At 39.3% G+C, this 21,069-nt stretch carries 15 protein-coding genes; 9 read left to right on the top strand and 6 right to left on the bottom strand.

The genetic code is table 11. The annotated features are described in order from the left end of the window. The first annotated feature begins 117 nt into the window (after positions 1-117). Complete coding sequence (gene rho / locus GN303_RS08545) at positions 118-1,389, top strand: transcription termination factor Rho (protein ID WP_110439160.1); 1,272 nt, start codon at positions 118-120, stop codon at positions 1,387-1,389. Positions 1,390-1,467: 78 nt separating this feature from the next. On the opposite strand, the gene GN303_RS08540 is transcribed toward rho, so the two are convergent. Further along, on the bottom strand, positions 1,468-1,920 hold the full coding sequence (locus GN303_RS08540; protein WP_110439159.1) for a methylated-DNA--[protein]-cysteine S-methyltransferase: 453 nt from the start codon (positions 1,918-1,920) through the stop codon (positions 1,468-1,470). Positions 1,921-2,026: 106 nt separating this feature from the next. Next, positions 2,027-2,344: a hypothetical protein gene (locus GN303_RS08535; protein WP_110439158.1), complete on the bottom strand. Its 318-nt coding sequence runs from the start codon at positions 2,342-2,344 to the stop codon at positions 2,027-2,029. A gap of 199 nt (positions 2,345-2,543) precedes the next feature. On the opposite strand from GN303_RS08535, the gene mnmE reads away from it, so the two are divergent. The 5 genes from mnmE to GN303_RS08510 are packed head-to-tail and all read left to right on the top strand — an operon-like array spanning position 2,544 to position 8,114. Continuing rightward, on the top strand, positions 2,544-3,878 hold the full coding sequence (gene mnmE, locus GN303_RS08530) for a tRNA uridine-5-carboxymethylaminomethyl(34) synthesis GTPase MnmE (protein WP_110439157.1): 1,335 nt from the start codon (positions 2,544-2,546) through the stop codon (positions 3,876-3,878). Between the two features lie 21 nt (positions 3,879-3,899). Then, positions 3,900-5,795, top strand: a complete 1,896-nt coding sequence (gene mnmG / locus GN303_RS08525) for a tRNA uridine-5-carboxymethylaminomethyl(34) synthesis enzyme MnmG (protein WP_110439156.1) — start codon at positions 3,900-3,902, stop codon at positions 5,793-5,795. Between the two features lie 7 nt (positions 5,796-5,802). Further along, complete coding sequence (gene rsmG / locus GN303_RS08520; protein ID WP_110439322.1) at positions 5,803-6,405, top strand: 16S rRNA (guanine(527)-N(7))-methyltransferase RsmG; 603 nt, start codon at positions 5,803-5,805, stop codon at positions 6,403-6,405. Position 6,406: 1 nt separating this feature from the next. Continuing rightward, positions 6,407-7,195: a ParA family protein gene (locus tag GN303_RS08515; RefSeq protein ID WP_110439321.1), complete on the top strand. Its 789-nt coding sequence runs from the start codon at positions 6,407-6,409 to the stop codon at positions 7,193-7,195. 16 nt (positions 7,196-7,211) lie between these two features. Continuing rightward, positions 7,212-8,114, top strand: coding sequence for a ParB/RepB/Spo0J family partition protein (locus GN303_RS08510; protein ID WP_110439155.1), 903 nt, complete (start codon positions 7,212-7,214; stop codon positions 8,112-8,114). Positions 8,115-8,211: 97 nt separating this feature from the next. Here the strand turns inward: GN303_RS08510 and GN303_RS08505 are convergent, their stop codons facing one another. Beyond that, entirely contained in the window at positions 8,212-9,912 is a 1,701-nt protein-coding gene (locus GN303_RS08505) for an alginate export family protein (protein ID WP_110439154.1), read from the bottom strand. A 206-nt stretch (positions 9,913-10,118) separates the two neighbouring features. Between GN303_RS08505 and GN303_RS08500 the strand changes: the two genes are divergently transcribed. Further along, positions 10,119-10,871, top strand: a complete 753-nt coding sequence (locus tag GN303_RS08500) for a HesA/MoeB/ThiF family protein (RefSeq protein ID WP_110439153.1) — start codon at positions 10,119-10,121, stop codon at positions 10,869-10,871. On the opposite strand, the gene GN303_RS08495 is transcribed toward GN303_RS08500, so the two are convergent. The 3 genes from GN303_RS08495 to GN303_RS08485 form a co-directional block, all read right to left on the bottom strand. Further along, complete coding sequence (locus GN303_RS08495) at positions 10,868-11,524, bottom strand: response regulator (RefSeq protein ID WP_110439152.1); 657 nt, start codon at positions 11,522-11,524, stop codon at positions 10,868-10,870. The two genes, GN303_RS08500 and GN303_RS08495, sit on opposite strands and share 4 nt — an antisense overlap. A gap of 18 nt (positions 11,525-11,542) precedes the next feature. Further along, positions 11,543-13,432 (bottom strand): histidine kinase, encoded by a 1,890-nt coding sequence (locus tag GN303_RS08490; RefSeq protein WP_110439151.1) that lies wholly within the window; start codon positions 13,430-13,432, stop codon positions 11,543-11,545. 62 nt (positions 13,433-13,494) lie between these two features. Then, a complete protein-coding gene (locus GN303_RS08485; protein ID WP_110439150.1) occupies positions 13,495-15,675 on the bottom strand; it encodes a TonB-dependent receptor in 2,181 nt (726 codons plus the stop codon). Between the two features lie 275 nt (positions 15,676-15,950). Between GN303_RS08485 and GN303_RS08480 the strand changes: the two genes are divergently transcribed. Both GN303_RS08480 and GN303_RS08475 read left to right on the top strand, forming a co-directional pair. Then, complete coding sequence (locus GN303_RS08480) at positions 15,951-17,333, top strand: NarK family nitrate/nitrite MFS transporter (protein WP_110439148.1); 1,383 nt, start codon at positions 15,951-15,953, stop codon at positions 17,331-17,333. A gap of 32 nt (positions 17,334-17,365) precedes the next feature. After that, positions 17,366-21,064: a nitrate reductase subunit alpha gene (locus tag GN303_RS08475; RefSeq protein WP_110439147.1), complete on the top strand. Its 3,699-nt coding sequence runs from the start codon at positions 17,366-17,368 to the stop codon at positions 21,062-21,064. Positions 21,065-21,069 lie beyond the last annotated feature (5 nt).

Here is a 21,069-nt window from a genome sequence, read left to right as displayed (position 1 = left end):
TGAAATGTATGAATAAAGGATCAATATACAATTTGGTAAAATGTTTAAGTATTTGATCGCCATATTTCCTTTCCTTATTTATATGATTTAATTTTCTATTATATAGAGCCTCCATCTATGCAACTTGCCGAACTCAAGGCGCAATCTCCAGCAGAACTGCTCAATTATGCAGAAAGTTTGCAGATTGAAAACGCGTCCTCACTCCGTAAACAAGATATGATGTTTGCCATCCTTAAAAAGCTTGCTGAGAACAATCAAGCTATTTATGGAGAGGGAACTCTGGAAATTCTACCAGATGGTTTTGGATATTTACGTTCCTCTGAATCCAATTATCTGCCAGGACCGGATGATATTTATGTTTCTCCCGCACAGTTACGCCGTTTTAGTTTGCGGACAGGGGATACTGTTTCTGGTGAAATACGCGCTCCAAAAGATGGGGAGCGTTATTTTTCCTTGCTGAAAGTTGATACAATCAATTATCAGGATCCGGAAGTGGTTCGTCATCGTATCAATTTTGATGATTTGACCCCCCTATTTCCAAATGAACGGTTACAGATGGAAATTCCATCATTAATGGAAAGCAAGAATCCAAATAAGGATTTTACACCCAGAGTTATTGATTTGGTAACACCCATTGGTAAGGGGCAGCGTGCGCTTATCGTTGCCCCGCCGAGAACGGGTAAAACCGTGATGTTGCAGAATATAGCAACAGCAATTTCAACCAATCATCCCGAGGTTGTCTTAATTGTTCTTCTGATTGATGAACGTCCGGAAGAGGTTACGGATATGATTCGTTCAGTCAAAGGTGAGGTTGTTTCCTCAACCTTTGACGAACCTGCGCATCGTCATGTTCAGGTTACGGAAATGGTTTTGGAGAAAGCAAAAAGACTGGTTGAACATAAACGCGATGTTGTGATTTTGCTTGATTCCATTACGCGATTGGCTCGGGCTTACAATACTGTTGTTCCTTCATCAGGTAAAGTTCTGACTGGCGGTGTGGATGCCAATGCGTTGCAACGTCCAAAACGTTTCTTTGGTGCAGCGCGTAATGTTGAAGAGGGTGGTTCCTTAACCATTATCGCAACGGCACTGATCGATACGGGTAGTCGTATGGATGAGGTTATTTTTGAGGAATTTAAGGGAACCGGTAACGCTGAACTTGTTCTTGATCGTAAGCTTGCTGATAAACGAACCTTTCCTGCGATTGATATTACTAAAAGCGGTACCCGTAAGGAGGAGCTATTGGTGGATCGTTCGAGCTTGTCAAAAATTTGGGTGCTTCGTCGTATCTTGGCGCCAATGGGAACGATGGATGCAATGGATTTCTTGCTTGATAAGTTGAAATACAGCAAAAACAATCAAGATTTTTTTGATGCTATGAATACTTGATCGTAAAAAGTATTGAACATTAGGAAATATAATAAATCCTATGTATTTATTATATTTCCTGAATTATAGAGATATTGATTAAGGTGTGTTAAATAATTTTTCAATATTCAATAAATATTCTTTGGTTTTAATCCCTTCCCCTCCAGAATATCCACCTAAAGTTCGTTTACCAATGACACGATGACATGGAATGATAATGGGAATTGGATTTGCGGCGTTTGCATTTCCAATGGAACGGGCACTTCCTCCTATTATTTTGGCGAGTTCGGAATAGGATTTTGTCGTACCAAAGGGAATAGTTTGCAAAAATTCCCAGACTTGTTGTTGATAGGCTGTTCCAGGCGATAGAATGGGTAAATCAAATTTTTTTAGTTTACCATTGAAATACGCGGCAATCTGGTTTTTTGCCTCCTCCAATAAGGGTGTTTTTTCTTCAAGACTACCCCAGCCCCAATCAATTGAGACGATAAGATTATCATTTTCAGCGATACTAAGATCACCGACTGGAGAATGAAAAGATATAAAACCCATGGTGTTATAAAAATCTGAAATTTATTTCTGTAAATGTAGCAATTTACAAAATTAAGATAATTTATTTTATTTATCAATTTATTCTATTGGGGATTGTCTCTAAAATTTAAGCGGGAAGTAAAATCTTCAGATCATTAAGACTATTCGTCACGGCTGCATTAATAAGTTGAGTGATACCTGTTTGAGTGTTATTCCATGCATCCCCCCAAACAGATCGATTATTAAGATTATCCAGAAATTCACCGATTCCATAACCTATATTTATTGCACCTGTTATATATGATTTCTCTGGTTCTTTTCCAGAGATATTTTTACTTAGCTGATTTAGTCTATTACCAATTCGAGAACCAATTAACGAACCAATTGCGGTAAATGAAGCGGCACCTGATACATTGTTAATTTCATTATCTGTTAGGTCACGCATATTATATCCCTTCAATGTAGTTGCATAATTATAATTATTATAGGTAGCGTACAATGATGTGTGTAGTAATATTTAGTTTATTGATTTGAAGAAAATTGATTTTATATGAATGAATTTATCTTTTCGTATGTATTAAAAGATTTTTTTATGTTACGACCATATAAAAAATATATATCTTAAGTAGATAAGTTAATATTGTATGGAAAATATTTCATTAAATTCAAATACGACAATTTTTGCCTTGGCAACTGCAATGGGCAGGGGTGCTGTTGCGATCATGCGTTTGAGTGGGCCTTTAACTTATTCTATTTTACACAGAATGTGTCATCAAGTGCCGCAACCACGTTTGGCGTCGGTTCGTAAATTATGGAAAATTCAGGAGGGTCAGAAAGAATTACTGGACGAGGCTTTGCTGCTGTGGTTCCCGGGGCCTAATAGTTATACGGGTGAAGATAGTGCAGAACTGCACTTGCATGCAGGTCCTGCTGTGGTTGATGCTGTTGCGGAGGTATTGGTTTCTTATGGTGCCATTCCTGCCCAGGCAGGTGAATTCACCAAGCGAGCGTTTTTGAATGGCCGAATTGATTTATTACAGGCGGAAGGTATTGCCGATCTTGTTGAGGCGGAAACGCAGGCGCAAAGAAAACAGGCTTTGGAACAAACGGAAGGTGGATTAAGTGACCTGTATCATGGCTGGGCAAAACAATTGCGCGAAGTGCTGGCATTTCAAGAGGCATTAATTGATTTCCCGGATGAGGATTTGCCGCAAGAGATTGAGGAGAATGTGAAGAGGATAATCGTTGATTTGCATTCTGAAATGATTGACCATCTGAATGATCAAGGACGAGGGGAACGTTTGAGAAAAGGACTGACCTTTGCAATTGTGGGGCCACCAAATGCTGGAAAATCTAGTTTATTGAATTATTTGGCTGACCGTGATGCGGCGATTGTGACCGAACAGGCTGGAACAACACGCGATGTTATTGAGGTCAGGGTAGTATTGGGTGATGTTCCTGTAACCTTGGTGGATACCGCAGGGTTACGTGAAACAGAAGATGAAATTGAAAAAGAGGGGATAAAGCGAGCCTACAAGATCGCTCAAAATGCAGATTATGTAATGTGTTTGATGGATGCTGCGGATAAAAATGATTGCCCTGAATTATCTTGTGATCTGTTGGTTCGAACAAAAATTGATTTAAATGTTTCACGTGAAACATTATTAAGTCAGTCAGATAAAACCGTGTTAATCAGCGTCAAATCGGGTGAGGGGATGGATAAATTCAAAAGTTTATTGATTCAGAAAACCAAAGAATTAATATCCCGTCAGGGGCCACCCCCTTTAACACGAGTAAGACATCGATTGGGTATAACAGAATGTGTTCAACATTTGCAAAAAGCTCAAGAAATGGAATGGGCTGAATTGCGTGGTGAAGAATTGCGGTTAGCTATGCAGAGTTTGGGTAGACTAACTGGTGCTGTAGGTGTGGAGGATCTGTTGGATACCATATTTGGTCAATTTTGTATCGGTAAGTAAGGTCGAGTTGAGAAAAGATTAATGATAAATGTAAAATACGATGTAATTGTCGTTGGTGGAGGACATGCTGGAAGTGAAGCGGCTGCAGTTTCTGCCCGGATGGGGGCAAGAACTTTATTGCTGACCCATTCTCTTAACACGATTGGGATCATGTCATGTAATCCGGCAATTGGTGGAATAGGCAAGGGACATCTTGTTCGGGAGATTGATGCTTTTGATGGTATCATGTCAAAAGCAGCGGATCGGGCGGGTATTCATTTCAAGCTGCTTAATCGTTCCAAAGGTCCAGCAGTACATGGACCTAGGGCTCAGGCTGATCGGATGTTATATCGTAATGCGGTTCAACAATTTTTAAAAGAATTAAGTAATCTGACTATTGTGGAGGGTGCGGTTGCTGATCTCAATGTCGATATTGGCAATAAAATATGTGGTGTTATTTGCGAGGATGGTCGTGAATTTCTGTCAGGAGCGGTTGTCTTAACGACGGGAACTTTTTTGCGTGGAGTTATCCATGTTGGCAATAAAAGTCAGCCAGCTGGAAGAGTTGGAGATAAACCTGCCACAATATTGGGAAACCGATTGGAGGCGATGGGACTGCGTATGGGTCGCTTAAAAACAGGAACCCCTCCAAGGCTGTTGCGATCAAGTATCGATATGGAGCGGTTGACAGAAGATAAGGGGGATGAATCTCCCGAGTTTTTTAGCCGATTGACTGATAACGCTTTTAATGAATTTGTTTCCTGCCGGATAACTGCGACCACTCCTGAAACGCATCGGATAATAAGGGATAATATTCATACTTCTGCAGTCTATGGGGGTGCAATTACTGGAAAAGGACCTCGTTACTGTCCGTCAATCGAGGATAAAATTGTCCGTTTTGCTGATCGGGAGCGTCATCAGATTTTTATTGAGCCTGAAGCATTGCCTGGACATGAAGGTGGGGATTTGGTTTATCCGAATGGAATATCAACCAGTCTTGCAGAAGATGTTCAGGAACGAATGGTTCATTCAATTCCAGGTCTGGAAAATGCCGTGATTGTCAGGCCAGGTTATGCCGTGGAATATGATTATATTGATCCGAGATCCTTGAATCCGACCCTGGAATTGCCAAATTTTTCCGGATTGTTTCTTGCCGGACAAATCAATGGTACAACAGGGTATGAGGAAGCCGCAGCTCAGGGTTTGTTGGCTGGAATTAATGCCGCAAATCATGCTTCTGGATCAGAAAAAATTACAATTGATCGTAGCCAGGGTTATATTGGTGTCATGATAGATGACCTGACAACGCAAGGGGTGACCGAACCTTATCGTATGTTTACCTCACGGGCAGAATATCGCTTGACTTTACGGGCAGATAATGCAGATATACGGTTAACCCCTTTGGCTGAACAGTTGGGGTGTTTGGGGGCTGAACGATTGGCTTTATATCTTCAGGATATAGATCATATCAAAAATTCTGTTCAGAGAGCGAAGGGAGAGAAATACCTGCCTAAAACCCTGAATGGTTATGGAATGCAGATTTCGTCCGATGGACGCTGGCGGTCATTATTTGAAATTTTATCATTATGCCCTTCTGAGGAGGTAATTGAGAAAGTCGCTCCTTGGTTTCATCAATTAACATCAAGAGTTCAACAATATATTCGTACCGAGGCCCGTTATGAAGGTTACCTTGTTAAACAGGCCAGGGAAATCAGGCAGCTTGACCAGGAGTCCAGAATCAATTTGCCATTGGATCTTGATTATAGGAAAATTGGCGGATTAAGTCGTGAAATGCAGGAACGTCTAGAAGCGGTTCGCCCTGTTTCTTTTGGTGCTGCCCAAAGGATACCGGGGGTAACACCCTCTGCATTGATGGCCATATTGGCATATATCCGAACCCCGCAAAAAGGGGAAAAGGATAATTGTTGTGAATCTTGACGGTTATATGAAAAATTATCCGTTTTTGAAGAGTGTTTCACGTGAAACAATAGAGAAAATGGAAATTTATATCTCTTTGCTTCAGCAATGGAACAAAAAAATAAATTTGGTATCGCAACAGGGTATGGATCAGGTCTGGAAACGTCATGTGCATGATAGCTTTCAATTGATTCGGTATCTTGATTCATCTGTAAAATCTATTGCTGATCTTGGATCAGGTGGAGGATTTCCCGGCCTGATCCTGGCATTGTCAACAGAAATTCCTGTAATATTGATTGAATCCGATAAGAGAAAGACAATTTTTTTAAGGGAAGTTCTGCGACAGACCCAAACACAAGCAACTGTGCTTTGCCAGAGGATTGAAAATGTGAATACTATCAGTGCAGATGTTGTGACAGCAAGGGCATTGACTTCATTGACTCAGCTTTTGGAATTTTCAAAAAATATTTTAAATAAAAATGGTTATTGTTTATTTTTGAAAGGCCGGTCTGTTAATCTGGAAATTGAAGAGGCACAAAAGAATTGGAAAATAAATTATAAAACCTTTTCCAGTCAAACGAATGCCGATGGGGTAATAGTTAAGATTAATCAATTTGAACGTGTTGAATAAAATGGCGCTTAAAAAGACAAAATCAAAAAATACTTATATTTTGGCAATTGCAAACCAAAAAGGTGGGGTGGGTAAAACAACGACAGCAATTAATCTTGCCACAGCATTCGCTGGGAAAAAGAAGGTTCTATTAATTGATCTTGATTCTCAAGGAAATAGTTCAACTGCATTGGGAATTGAATATGGAGATCGTGATAAAGGAACCTATCATTTATTAATTAATGGCAAAGTGGTTGATGGAATGATCAAGGAGTCCATGATTCCAGGATTATCGTTGATTACAGCTGATGGCAACCTTGCGGCTGCAGAGCTTGAGTTGATTGATATTGAAAAACGTGAATTTCGGCTCAAGGAGGCAATTAAGCAATTTATAGGTATATATGATTATATTTTGATTGACTGTCCTCCAAGCCTAGGACTGTTAACGGTAAATGCCTTGGCGGCTGCTACTGGTGTTATTGTTCCGTTGCAATGTGAATTTCTGGCACTTGAAGGAATAAGTCATCTGGTTAAAACGGTTACATATTTGCAGAAAAAGGTAAATCCTGATCTGGATATAAAGGCAATTGTTTTAACGATGTATGACAAACGCAACAGACTTTCAGAGCTTGTCGCTGAAGATACCAGGAATTTTTTTGGGGATAAGGTCTGTAAAACAGTTATTCCACGCAATATCCGTATTTCAGAGGCACAAAGTTATGGAAAGCCAATAATGGTGTATGATCCTAAATCAACTGGAGCGCAAGCCTATATAAACTTGGCTAAGGAATTGAATCGTCGATTTGCTTAATTTGAGGGTAGGAAATATGAAGGGTAAGAAAAGGGATCAGGGTAAAATTCGTTTGGGAAGAGGACTTGCCGCTTTATTGGGGGAGTCGGTTAAAGATGAGGATAATCAGAAAGATATCGGATCCGATCTTGGGATTTCAGATTTGAAAATGCAGATTTTACCTATTGACATAATTGAGCCTGGTCCTTTTCAACCTCGACAAATTATGCAGCCTGAAGCTTTACAAGAGCTGGCGGACTCAATCAGGCAACATGGTATTTTACAACCTCTGCTGGTTAAGGAAAAAGATACCCAAAAGGGTCAATACCAAATTGTTGCTGGGGAACGTCGCTGGCGTGCTGCCCAACTGGCCATGATTGATGAGGTGCCGGTTAGGATCTGCTCTTTTACTGACAAAGATGCAATGGCTGTCGCATTAGTGGAAAATTTACAGCGTACGGATTTAAATATTATCGAAGAGGCTGAAGGTTTTTCAAGATTATTAAATGAGTTCAACCTTACTCAGGATGAGTTATCTTCTGCATTGGGTAAATCACGTTCACATATTGCGAATATAATCCGCCTATTGCAATTGCCGGATGAAATTATAAATTATTTGAAAAACGGGATATTAACCCCAGGACATGCAAGAGCCTTGCTTATGCATCCCGATCCTGTATCAGCGGCAAAAGAAATTATTCAAGATGATTTAACGGTAAGACAAACAGAAGCCCTAGTTAAAAATGCCAAAGCGGTTAATAAAAATTTACACTTGAAAAAAAAGCCAATCGATCCTGAGATAGAGTCACTTGAAAAAGATTTGCGTGGCAGATTAGGGTTTAATGTCAAAATTCAATTTGATGGTAAAGGTGGGTCCTTAAAAATATTTTATAAATCCCTTGAACAGTTTGATGAGATTTTAACGTTGTTAAAAAATTAAATGAAATATTGATACTTCATAGACCCATATATAAAAAAAGTCGCTTATTATTAAAAATAAGCGACAAAATAATAAGTAAAGTATAGAATGAAAAAGGTTAAAACCTGAAGTCGAGTGTTTCCATAAGGAAAGCGCTATCATTGCCACCAGCTTTTTTAATGGATTGTGAGGCTAGAACACCGCCAAAGTCTCCAGTTAAAACAAGATGGGGAGCAATTGCATAAGCAAGAGTAAACTGGGGAATTGCACCAACAAATCCACCAGAATAATTGTCACGCAAAGGGTAGTTGAATCCGACACCGTAAATCGTATCATTGGTATTGGCTCTCCAAATTACAGGTGCGTGCAATTTGACAAGTGCTTTTTTGGTTGGATTGTAAGTGATTAAAGGACCTGTACTGACTGTATTGGAAGTTGCCAGATATAGCGTCATATCCTGATAGTTTGCTGTTGTAAAATAGGGAACAGCAAAATTTCTGACCGCGCCGTGATCTTTGTGATAGTTACCACCAGAAAAATAGTCGCTTTGCAGGCCCAATGACAAATTTCCCGGCACGTTTTTAAAGTTATAAGCAAAAATCGCATCAAATGCATAGGCTCTGACTGGACGTGTTTTACTACCAGAATTTGCGGGACGGAATTCACCACCCTGATATATACCTGTAACATCAATGGTGAAATTGCCAATATTTCCGTTCAACCTTCCACCGATATTATCACGTCTTGTAGAGCCTTGACGGTTTTTCCCGGGTGTTGGTGTGGGAAGACCTGCAGCATTACCGTTATAAAGGTAACCAATATAAAAGGCATCAAGATATAATTGGCTATTCACATTCTGCACTTTAAAGCTGGGAAGAGCATAACTGGCCAAACCACCAAACATGCGAGCATTATAACTGGGTCCTGCACCAAAAACATGATCTTTGGAAAAGTCAGTTTGCCAGAAGTCAAAAATGTCGACTCTGAAATTTTTCCAGAATGCATAGCCTCGGAATCCATCCCAACTGTAACGAATATTAGTCAGTTCCCGTGCGGAAGTCATGGAGAGTGGGGCATCAACAAAATATTGACGTCCTCCCATTGCTCCCATTTTTGCACCAAGCAGGTTCCCCTTTATTTCTAAAAAACCTTGCTGCATATCAAGTCGTTTACGTTGAAAACCTGTTTGATAGCCAAAAGTGTTGCTGCCACCAGCAACACCATTAATGAGTTCGGCATAAGCTCTTACGTGGGAACCAATATGCAAATCAGCACCATAAACGCTACGAATCAATAAACGGTTGGAATTTGTTTTGGCTCCAAATCCCATATATGGTTTGCTGTCGAAAACATGACGAAACCGCTCATTGCCGTTTAAACTCAGCCAGATATCCCCAGAATCATTCAGAGGAATATATTTGAGTCGGTTAAACCAGTCATCATTTTTATGGGGATCATTGCATAATCCGCTCCAGTCTTCTGCCCATCTTGCTTGTGCGTATGGGGCGTATTGTCCGAAAGCATACCAAGAATAATTACCAACGGGTCCAAAACCGCTGTGTTTGTTGAAGACACCCCAATCCGGATGTCGTGTATTTCCATATTTACCAGCCGCTGTGACAATTTTTGTACAACGGTTATTAAGATTTGAGTAATCAGTAAATGTAGAATCGGTTTTATTTTGAATTTTTGAATCTGTTGGAAGTAATGTTTGTTTTGTTTGATCTTTAGCGTAAGTATGTATTGAAGTTAAAAGTAGTAATGAGAAACAAATATGATTAACTACTTTTAAACTAGCCAGAATAGTTGATTTATTCATAGTTTATCATTCATACTAATATTATTGTTTTATTTAATTATATTATTCTTTTAAGAAAAGAATTTATATTATCCACATGTATAGTATTATTTATATTAAGAATAAGGTTATATTAATCTTTGTGAATATTTTGTTACTAGTCTTATGGCTAGTATTCTTTATGACGCTTATCATTATATGGTTATTTATTTGGGTTATTTCAAATAATGCATGAAGATCAATTGGTAAGATACAGTCGCCATATCCTTTTGCCGCAAATTGATTTGGATGGACAAAAACGGTTTTTAGATAGCCGTGTTATGGTTATAGGATGTGGGGGACTGGGTTGTGCAGCAATTCCTATTCTTGCTGCTGCGGGTATTGGCAGTTTAATGCTGGTTGATAATGACAGGATCGAACTGTCCAATTTACAACGACAGACATACTATACACCTGATGATATTGGTAAATTCAAAAATCATGTAATGGCTGATTTCATTCATAGACAAAATCCGGATATTACTGTTGATACTGTGCCTTACCGTTTATCCGAGGATGAATTATCTTCATTAATTCATGATTATGATGTGATTTTGGATTGTAGTGACAATTTAAAAACCCGACAAATGATCGGGCGGGTTGCATATTCTAGTAAAATACCTTTAATTTATGCCTCGGCCATACGGTTTGAAGGGCAATTAAGTGTATTTGACTCAAATAATGATCGATCACCATGTTACGCCTGTCTATTTGATGGAGCGGAAACAGAACAGGACCGTTGTTCATTTACCGGTGTTTACGCCCCATTGGTCAATACAATGGGAGCTATGCAGGCTTCAGAGGCTTTGAAGGTAATATCCAGGATGGGTCAAGCTCTTACAGGCAGGATACTGCATTATAATGCTTTGAATTTTTCTTTTCATATGCTGGAATGTGATCGCAATCCGCATTGTAACGTGTGTGGTTGTTTGAGGAACTAGGGTGTTTTGTCAAAACCATGTTCTAGGGCATAAATTGCTGCCTGAACCCTGCTGTGTAAATTAAGTTTTCGTAATATGTTCTGAACATGTAATTTGATTGTACTTTCTGACACGCTCAAAAAACGGGCAATTTCTTTATTACTTATTCCCTTGGTCAGCCAAGCCAATATTTCTTTTTCCCTTGGTGTTAAAGAATCATAGAGATCTTCGTCCTTTTCCTTTTCATTGGGTCGGAATTGATCGATAAGGGTTGATATCATGGCTGGGGAGAGAATATTATTTCCTTCATAAACTTTGTGAATACTGTCCAATAGGAAATCGGTATTGATATTTTTCAAAAGATAGCCTTTTGCTCCAAGTGTCATACATTGAATAAGGTCATCATTATCTTCAGAAACAGTTAAAATTAGGACATTAAGGTCTGGATTAATATTTAAAAGGTTTTGGAGCGTTTCTTTTCCACCCATTCTTGGCATATCCAGATCAAGGAGGATGATATCAGGGTTAAGTTTCTGGGCCAGTTTTATACCTTCTGATCCATTTTGCGCCTCTCCAATAACCTCTATATTTTCCTGATTGTTAAGAAGAAATTTCAATCCTGAACGAAATAAAGAATGATCGTCAATAAGCAGAATTTTAATTTTTGTTTGCATTTTCTTTATACTACCGTTCTATAAGTTTATCGGAATAGTCAGTTCCAAGGTTGTACCATGATTAGGTGTTGAGGTAATGTTTATTTTTCCGGAAATATTTTCTGCCCTCTCTTGGATAATTGATAAACCGATATGGTTCTGTTGTTTTTTTTGCAAGGTATTAAGGTCAAATCCGACACCATCATCATGAATACGCATCATGAAAGAATTATTATAACTAAATTCAATTGTTGCAAGCTTGCATTTTGAATGTTTACGAATATTGGATAAAGCTTCTTGAAGAATAAAAATGATCTGTAATTGCTGTTGTTTTGTAATAAATAAAAATTTTTGCAGATTAATTAATTTTACAGGTATTTTTGTCTGGGCTTTGAAACGGTTCACGACTTTCTTAACAACAGTCTCAAAATCTTCCTTGCCAATCTTGGTTCGAAAATTCATTAACAGTTCACGAACATCGTCATAGGATTCTTGCACGCCACGCTGAATAAAATCCAGATTTTGCTTGGCTTTGTCAAGGTCATTCTTATTGATTGCCTTTTCAAGCATTTGAGCTTGCAAGTTAAGAAAGGACAATGCTTGTGCTATGCTATCATGCAATCCCTGTGCAATTAAGTTGCGTTCCTCCATAATGGCAAGCTGTTTTTCTTTGGCGGTTAATTGGTAATTTTCAATGGATACACCAAGTTGACAGGTCAATGTTTCAATCAAGTGGTAGGTTTCTGGAGAAAAAGTAGATTCCCTTTTTTTAAAATATAGAACCATTAACCCTATTTCATTTTTATTATGCCAAATAGGAAAAATGATAAAATGACTAAATAATTTTTTAACGCACGAGGGTATAAGACAGTTTTCCTGCTGATCAGTTTTGACGCAAATAGGATAGGAATTTTTGGGCAGGGAAGAAATATCAAAAAAACAGTTGGCAGAAAAATAACATTGTTCAATGGTGTTTAATTGTGCTGGAAAACCTTGGCTACAAATAAAATTCATGGCGTCTTTCTCTTCGTTAAGAAAGCCGATAAATCCGGCATCCGCTTGACTTAAATCAATAATTTTTTCAAGGAATCTCTCGGTTGCCATATTGGGAGTCAGGCAGGTATGTAAAAAGGTGATCATGTCATAAAGAATAATTAATTCATGATTCTTTTTCTTTAATGCAAGTGTTTTATCCGAAACTTTATGTTCAAGGTTATTGTATAAGTCCTGCAAATTATGTGCCATCTGGTTAAAACCGGAGGAGACAATATCAAATTCACTACTGCCATTTACAGGAATACGTTTGGATAGATTACCCTGACTTAGGGCTTTAATACTTGATTCAAGATGTTTCAATGGATTGATGACTGATTTATATAACAGGGATATGCTCGAAAAGGCAGTTATCAGTATCATCAGGATAATTGTTGTGATTATGTATCGAAGCCAAATGATGTCTTGCGTATTTTGGTTTTCGATCAGTTTGACTAAAAGATCAATGTCTTCTACGAATGTGTTGAGATGATAATAATTTTTGTCAGTTAATCTGTGATATCCAGAGGACTGGTTTATAAGCGGCAATATCTGGTTATTATAGGTTTTTTCAATATATTTTATTTGCAGGTTTATTTTTTTATTATTTGAAAAAATTAGGGTATTATTATCGTATTTTTTTAATTTATTAAGGATTGTAATAAATTTCGTTTGTTCATGCTGCAGGTTTACATAATCGTTTTGATTAGAAAGTAACATCATGTAATAGACACGCATGCGCAAACTGCCTGTATAATTGATGGCAATTCCAGCATTTTCAAGCTGCCAAAGCAGGGCGAGTGCATATCCCGTAAAGAATATGGCACATACAACCCATGCGATAGTACAGGTAAGCAGTTTGGTTGAAAGCTTGTTAAAATACCGCGTGATTTTCATTATTTGATAATTGTTCGTAAATATTATGATAAGATTATTTTAACATATATTTGAATTAAATATTAGAAATCAACTGCCAATGAAAATTGATATGTTCTGGGTAATCCAGCATAAGCACTGTTATTTGCGGTGCCTCCGTTAATTGAGGATGGATATACAGACATCCAATAATGTTTATTGGTTACATTATTGACATTAAATCGTGCTGCAAGTGGGGTGTTAAAGACATTGAAGGCGTAGCGCATCCCGACATCTGTCGTAAAATACCCCTTGGCAAAAGTGGTGTTGTAATTATTGGCAGCCCGACGATCTGTATAGTGAAGATTGATGTTGAATGCCATACCATACAGGATGTGATCTTTTGCGACAGGTAATTGGTAGTCAATCAGCAGGTTGGCCTGAACAGGTGGGACACCAACAATTTGTTTATGAGAGGTGGCAATATTTCCTGTTTTTCCCAATTGTGCATCAAGCCATGTAACACCTCCAAGAATAGATAGACTATCCCATATCTGTCCTGCGACCTGAAATTCAACCCCATAATTGCGCTGTTGTCCTGCGACGGCAAAAATATGGGTTGTTGGATTGATAAATGCATATGGACGTGTCATACGGAATGCCGCAACATTTAACCACAGGCGGTTGAATTTGACCTTATAGCCCACTTCATATTCTTCACTACGATAGGGAGCCATGATCTGGTTTGGATTAATTACTCCCGTCGCTGGGGCAATATCTCCCGCCTGCAGACTTCTTGCCCAAGTGAAATAGGCGGTATGACCTTCAAGAGGATGATAAATCAGGCTTGTTGTTGGACTAAATGCCGCATCATGGGAATTGTGTGCGGTTTTCTTTCCCTTTATGTTCCAGCTGTCATTGCTTAACCAGCTCCAACTGAAAACACCCATAATGGCCCATTGTTGATTAAAATGGATTGTATCGCCTGCAATCAGGGCTTGTTGCTGGATTAAGGCCGATTGATAACGTCCCCATCCTTTTGGTCTATGACCCGGTAATGGACGAGGATTGTGTATGTTGCTGGTTCCAAGATTGATTGTTTCAGTATGAGTGGGATTGTAATTACCCCTCATATATCCATTGGTGCCCAAAACAAGTTCATGTTTTACAAAATCTGTATTTACTTCTCCATTCACATAGGCAAAATTGCTCCCTACCTGAAAAACGTTTGCCTGACCGGCTACCGAAATAGATTGTTGATAATCACCCTTGCTGTTTAGGAGTCGATTGTTGTTGTTGAACATCTCTCGTTTGGCATCCTGATAGAGCCCTCCCGCAGTAAATCTCCATTTTTTATTGATTTGGTGTTTGATTTTTCCGAGAAAGGTATTTGTTTCCGTATTAAAGCCGGCATATTTTTGCCCAAGATAGGCCTTGCCCATATTGGGTGCGGATGGCAGTTGAATGGAATTATCAAACGAAAAATTCGTCGCTGTTCCCCTTTCATTATAGGTATAATGGCTGGCATCTATCTCAATAACGGTTTTGGAGGAAAGATGAATATCAAAATCACCACTGACCAGATTACGTTTTAACTGACTGTGTTCCACATAGGCGGTGCCTTCATCATGCAGAAGGTTTAAACGATATCCAAACCACCCATTTTTACCGACTCGACCAGACACATCCGCATATTCCGTCACGGCACCAATTGAATCGTAATTGATTGAAAGATGTTCCGTACGACGGTCAGTGGGACGTTTGAGCTGGTAACTGAAAATGCCGGCTGGATTTTGTGGGCCATACATAGCCCCGGCCAACCCGTTCAGAACCTGCAAATTTTCAAACATTTCCGTTGGATAGGGGGTGGTGGTTGTCATATTGAGCCCGTCAATACGGCTGTTTGCTGTTACGTCCCCCTCAAACCCCCTGGATTGCGGCCTAGCCATGCTTGCAGATCCACGGGCCTCGAGTTGTACGGAAGGAAGGTATTTCATTAGATCATTAACGTTTCTTGCCTGTTGATTGGCAATAACGTCATGAGGAACTGACATGATTGAAAAAGGTGCGTCTTCAGATTTCAAGGAACCCAAGGGGCCCAAGGTAACGTCTGGAGTACTCATTACCGCAACTGATCCGTCAGCCCTTCTTTGTCCCCTTACAGTAATTTTTTCGGATTTTTCATCATCTCTTTCCATATTGTTCGAGGATGAAATCTTTTGTGCCATTGTTTGAAGAGGGAAAAGAAGAAGCAGAGGTAGAATATATTTTTGTTTTTTATTCATGTAAATTCTTCATGGATTAATAATTCAAGAAATTATTCTAATAATGGAAATGAATATGATATATTAATAGTAGAAAAACGACTAATTATACTTAGCCAAATGGCTATAAACAACCTAGCCATTATTCCAGATTTCTATAAGCTTTTGACTAATTGGTTCGATCTTGCGGAAGATGTAAATAATATTAAAACAATTATGCGTTTTATTTAACTTATACAATAAAGATCAAAACAATACAGATATATACGTATTGGTTCATCAACCAAGGAAAAAAAATGTCTCATTTACTAACAAAATGGGAACCGGAAAATCAACAGTTTTGGGAAAAGCAAGGACGTGTTATTGCTTTACGGAATTTATGGATTTCCGTTCCTGCTCTTTTACTTGCTTTCGTTGTATGGCAATTATGGAGTGTCGTTGTTGTCTATCTACCAGAAGTTGGGTTTAAATATACTCAAAATCAACTAATGCTTTTAACGGCATTGTCTGCATTGTCAGGGGCAACCCTGAGAATCATCTATGCCTTTATGGTTCCCATTTTTGGTGGAAGAAAATGGACGGTTTTTTCAACAGCCACCCTTTTGATTCCAACCATTGGTTTTGGTATATGCATACAAAATCCAAATACCAGTTTTGCAACAATGGTGATTTTGGCCCTGTTATGTGGATTTGGTGGGGCAAATTTCAGCTCCTCTATGGCAAATATCGGATATTTTTTCCCTAAATCAAGAAAGGGATTTGCCACGGGGGTAAATGCTGGACTGGGAAATCTTGGTGTACCGTTTGTACAATTTGTTACCTTGTGGGTCATTGGCATCAGTATTTTTGGTGTTTTGGGGGGTGGACCAGAAACACGTATTCATAACGGTCAGCAGAGTCTTGTCTGGTTACAGAATATCACCTATATTTGGGTACCTTTTATTGCGGTAACCGTTATCGCTGCCTGGTTTGGGATGAATGACCTTGCCACGGTCAAGGCATCTTTTTCAGAGCAATCAATAATTTTCAAGCGTAAACATACCTGGGTTGCCTGTTTGCTTTATCTGGGTACATTTGGATCCTTTATCGGTTTTTCAGCGGCATTGCCCCTGTTGATAAAGCATGAATTCGTTAATGTTAATCCTATAAAATACGCTTTTTTAGGTCCTTTGCTGGGGTCCATATTTAGAGTTGTTGGGGGAATTGCCTCTGACAAATTCAAGGCGACACGGGTAACTCAAATCAGTTTCCTGGGTATGATTGTTTTTTCCTTATGTATCGTTTTTTTCATCTCAGCCCCGGAAGAATCAAGAAGTTTTGTCGGCTTCCTGATAAGTTTTATGATCCTGTTCATTTTTGTTGGATTGGGAAATGGATCTGTATTTGCCCAGGTTCCCGGAATATTTACAATATTTTACCAGAAATATCTTAAAAAACAAAAAGCTGAATCTGAAGAGCAGATGAATGAGGATGCTGCCAAGGAAACCGGTGCGGTTCTTGGTTTTATGGGGGCTATTGGTGCCTATGGTGGATTTATAATTCCAAAACTGTATGGAACCTCTTTAAGTTATACCGGATCGTATAATTTAGCTTTTTATATTTTTGTTGGATTTTACGTATTTTGCCTTTTGATAAATCGTTGGTACTACCTTCGCAAAAATGCGGAAATACGTTGTTAAGACAAATTTGATTTAGAATTTGGAAATTGATTATGAGCCATATATTAGATCGTTTAAACTTTTTTAAAAAAACGAAAAGCAGTTTTGCTGACGGGCATGGCGCTGTTGTTAACGAGGACAGAAAATGGGAAGACGCGTATAGACAACGTTGGCAACAGGATAAAATCGTAAGATCAACTCACGGTGTAAATTGTACTGGATCCTGCAGTTGGAAAATCTATGTTAAAAGTGGATTGATTACCTGGGAAACCCAACAGACAAATTATCCGAGAACTCGTGCGGATCTACCCAATCATGAACCCAGGGGATGTCCTCGCGGGGCATCTTACAGCTGGTATGTTTATTCTGCCCAACGTGTTAAATATCCAATGCTGCGTGGACAGCTGGCTAGATTATGGCGTGATGCACGTCAGAAGATGGATCCGATATCCGCTTGGGAATATATCAGTCAAACACCAGAATTGGCCAGTTCTTACAAGAAAAGACGTGGATTAGGCGGATTTGTCCGATCAACCTGGCGGGAAGTCAACGAGCTTGTTGCCGCGGCAAATAACTTTACCATCAAAAAATATGGTCCTGACCGTATTATTGGATTTTCTCCTATTCCGGCTATGTCGATGGTCAGCTATGCTTCCGGATCCCGTTATCTTTCTCTTATTGGGGGTGTTCCGCTATCTTTTTATGATTGGTATTGCGATCTGCCACCAGCAAGCCCACAAGTATGGGGCGAGCAAACCGATGTTCCGGAATCAGCCGATTGGTATAATTCAACCTATTTACTAGTGTGGGGATCAAATATCCCCATGACTCGTACGCCAGACGCTCATTTTTATGCCGAAGTTCGTTATAAAGGTACAAAAACGGTCGCTGTTTCATCAGATTATGGTGAAATGGTAAAATTCAGTGATATATGGCTCTCTCCCAAACAAGGTACAGATGCTGCCTTATCCATGGCGATGGGACACGTAATCTTCAAAGAATTTCATCTGGATCGTCCCTCTGAATATTTTACGTCATATTGCCGTCAATATACAGATATGCCAATGCTGGTTATGCTTGATGAAAAGAATGGCCAACTGTTTCCCGGATATTTCTTGCGTGCCAGTCATTTGGTAGATCAGCTTGATGAAAAAAACAATCCTGAATGGAAAACGCTTGTTATTGATGAATTGACGGGACAGATTGTAACCCCCAAAGGATCAATTGGTTTTCGCTGGGGTGAAACAGGTCAATGGAATCTTAAGGAACAGGATAGCAAAGGACAGACCGTTAAGGCCCAACTTAGTCTGCTGGGTAAGCATGATAATGTTGCGGAGGTTGTGTTCAATTATTTTGCTGGAGAAAGCAAAAATGAACAGATGCTCCGAAAGGTTCCGGTTAAAACCATTACCTTGGCTGATGGTAATCAGGTAAAGGTTACTACAGTTTTTGATTTAATGGCTGCCAATTACAGTATTGACCGTGGTCTAGGTGATGGCGCTAGAGATTATATGGATGATGTTCCCTATACTCCTAAATGGCAGGAAAAACATACTGGTGTAAAACCAGAATTGGTTATTCAGGTTGCTCGTGAATTTGCCCAAAATGCCGATAAAACTCATGGTAAAAGCATGGTCATCGTGGGTGCCGGATTAAATCACTGGTATCATATGGATATGTCCTATCGTGGCATTATCAACATGTTAATGCTTTGTGGATGTATAGGTCAAAGTGGAGGTGGCTGGTGCCATTATGTTGGTCAGGAAAAACTGAGGCCACAAACCGGTTGGGCTCCATTGGCATTTGGATTGGATTGGAATCGTCCATCTCGTCAGATGAACGGGACATCCTTCTTTTACAATCATACGAGTCAATGGCGCCATGAAAAGCTGGCTATCAATGAAGTTGCCTCACAAAATAGTCTGAGTGAATTTGAAGGTATGGCGCTGATTGATTGTAATGCCAAAGCTGAACGGATGGGATGGTTACCTTCCGCACCGCAATTGTCAATGAATCCGTTGACGTTGACACAAAATGCAATTGCTCAAAATAAAGATCCCATTGACTATGCGGTTGAAGGGTTAAAATCAGGTGTAATTGACATGTCTTGTAATGACCCTGATAATCCAGTGAACTTTCCACGCAACATGTTTGTATGGCGTTCCAATATTCTTGGTTCTTCAGGTAAGGGACATGAATATTTCCTTAAATATCTTTTGGGTACTCAGAATGCAGTTTTAAGTGAAGAGCAAAATTGTATTAAACCGAAGGAAATCAAGGTAAGAGAAGCCGCAGAAGGTAAACTGGATCTTTTGGTCGTCTTGGATTTCCGTATGTCAACGACTTGTTTATATGCAGATGTAATTCTTCCGACGGCCACCTGGTACGAGAAAAATGACTTGAATACATCGGATATGCATCCCTTTATTCATCCTTTAAGCGAGGCTGTACAACCTTTATGGCAAAGTAAAAGTGATTGGGAGATTTTTAAAGGACTGGCTGGAAAATTTTCTGAACTCGCCGCAGGATATCTTGGAAATCAAAAAGATCTTGTCTTGACACCCTTAATGCATGACACTCCACAAGAGTTGGGACAGCCTTTTGACGTTAAAGACTGGAAAAAGGGTGAATGTGATCCTATTCCTGGTAAGACAATGCCAGCCATGAAAGTTATCGAGCGAAATTATGGAGCAATTTATGAACAGTTTACATCAATTGGTCCTTTACTTGAAAAACTCGGTAATGGTGGTAAAGGTATAAGTTGGGATACCAAGCATGAGGTTGATCAATTACGTAATTTAAACAAGGTTGTTGGTCAGGGTATTGCAAAGGGACAGCCGAGACTTGATACTGCTATTGATGCGGCTGAAATGATCCTGAATCTTGCTCCTGAAACAAATGGGCATATCGCTGTCAAGGCATGGGGGGCATTATCAAAAGTAACAGGTATTGACCATACGTATTTGGCCACTCCTCGTGAACATGATTCCATTCGTTTTCGTGATATACAGGTTCAGCCACGTAAGATTATATCTTCCCCAACCTGGTCAGGTCTGGAAAGTGAAACGGTAAGTTACAATGCTGGTTATACAAATGTTCATGAATTGATTCCTTGGAGAACCCTGACTGGTCGACAGCAGTTTTATCAGGATCATCAATGGATGCGTGCATTTGGTGAAATGTTGTGTGTCTATCGTCCAGCGATTGACTTGAAAACAACTCAAAAGGTTTTGGGACAGCATGGTAACGGAAATCCAGAAATAGTCCTGAATTTTATTACACCACATCAAAAATGGGGCATTCATAGTACTTACTCCGATAATTTACGGATGTTGACATTATCGCGTGGCGGGCCACATGTCTGGCTTTCCGAAATTGATGCACAAAAGGCTGGTATCGTTGATAATGACTGGATTGAGGTTTTCAATCTAAATGGAACTTTAACGGCCAGAGCAATTGTAAGTCAGCGCGTTCCAGAAGGAATGACCTTGATGTATCATGCTCAGGAAAAGATCATCAATGTTCCCGGTGCAGAAGTTTCAAAAAAACGCGGCGGAATTCATAATTCTGTAACAAGAACAGTCTTAAAACCGACACATATGATTGGCGGTTATGCGCAATATTCCTATGGTTTTAACTATTATGGAACAGTTGGTTCAAATCGTGATGAATTTGTTGTTGTCCGTAAAATGAAGCATGTCGATTGGCTTGAAGAGACTGTTAGCGTTAATTACCCAAAAGTTGAGGCATAAGAGAT

This window comes from Commensalibacter melissae, assembly GCF_009734185.1.
Classification (GTDB): Bacteria; Pseudomonadota; Alphaproteobacteria; order Acetobacterales; family Acetobacteraceae; genus Commensalibacter; species Commensalibacter melissae.
Note: the sequence above shows the minus strand (reverse complement) of the source record. Positions and strands in the feature narration are given on the sequence as shown.

Coding starts and splice junctions, on each gene's coding strand:
- rho (WP_110439160.1), top strand. CDS start 118: ATGCAACTTGCCGAACTCAAGGCGCAATCTCCAGCAGAACTGCTCAAT.
- GN303_RS08540 (WP_110439159.1), bottom strand. CDS start 1,920: ATGGGTTTTATATCTTTTCATTCTCCAGTCGGTGATCTTAGTATCGCT.
- GN303_RS08535 (WP_110439158.1), bottom strand. CDS start 2,344: ATGCGTGACCTAACAGATAATGAAATTAACAATGTATCAGGTGCCGCT.
- mnmE (WP_110439157.1), top strand. CDS start 2,544: ATGGAAAATATTTCATTAAATTCAAATACGACAATTTTTGCCTTGGCA.
- mnmG (WP_110439156.1), top strand. CDS start 3,900: ATGATAAATGTAAAATACGATGTAATTGTCGTTGGTGGAGGACATGCT.
- rsmG (WP_110439322.1), top strand. CDS start 5,803: ATGAAAAATTATCCGTTTTTGAAGAGTGTTTCACGTGAAACAATAGAG.
- GN303_RS08515 (WP_110439321.1), top strand. CDS start 6,407: ATGGCGCTTAAAAAGACAAAATCAAAAAATACTTATATTTTGGCAATT.
- GN303_RS08510 (WP_110439155.1), top strand. CDS start 7,212: ATGAAGGGTAAGAAAAGGGATCAGGGTAAAATTCGTTTGGGAAGAGGA.
- GN303_RS08505 (WP_110439154.1), bottom strand. CDS start 9,912: ATGAATAAATCAACTATTCTGGCTAGTTTAAAAGTAGTTAATCATATT.
- GN303_RS08500 (WP_110439153.1), top strand. CDS start 10,119: ATGCATGAAGATCAATTGGTAAGATACAGTCGCCATATCCTTTTGCCG.
- GN303_RS08495 (WP_110439152.1), bottom strand. CDS start 11,524: ATGCAAACAAAAATTAAAATTCTGCTTATTGACGATCATTCTTTATTT.
- GN303_RS08490 (WP_110439151.1), bottom strand. CDS start 13,432: ATGAAAATCACGCGGTATTTTAACAAGCTTTCAACCAAACTGCTTACC.
- GN303_RS08485 (WP_110439150.1), bottom strand. CDS start 15,675: ATGAATAAAAAACAAAAATATATTCTACCTCTGCTTCTTCTTTTCCCT.
- GN303_RS08480 (WP_110439148.1), top strand. CDS start 15,951: ATGTCTCATTTACTAACAAAATGGGAACCGGAAAATCAACAGTTTTGG.
- GN303_RS08475 (WP_110439147.1), top strand. CDS start 17,366: ATGAGCCATATATTAGATCGTTTAAACTTTTTTAAAAAAACGAAAAGC.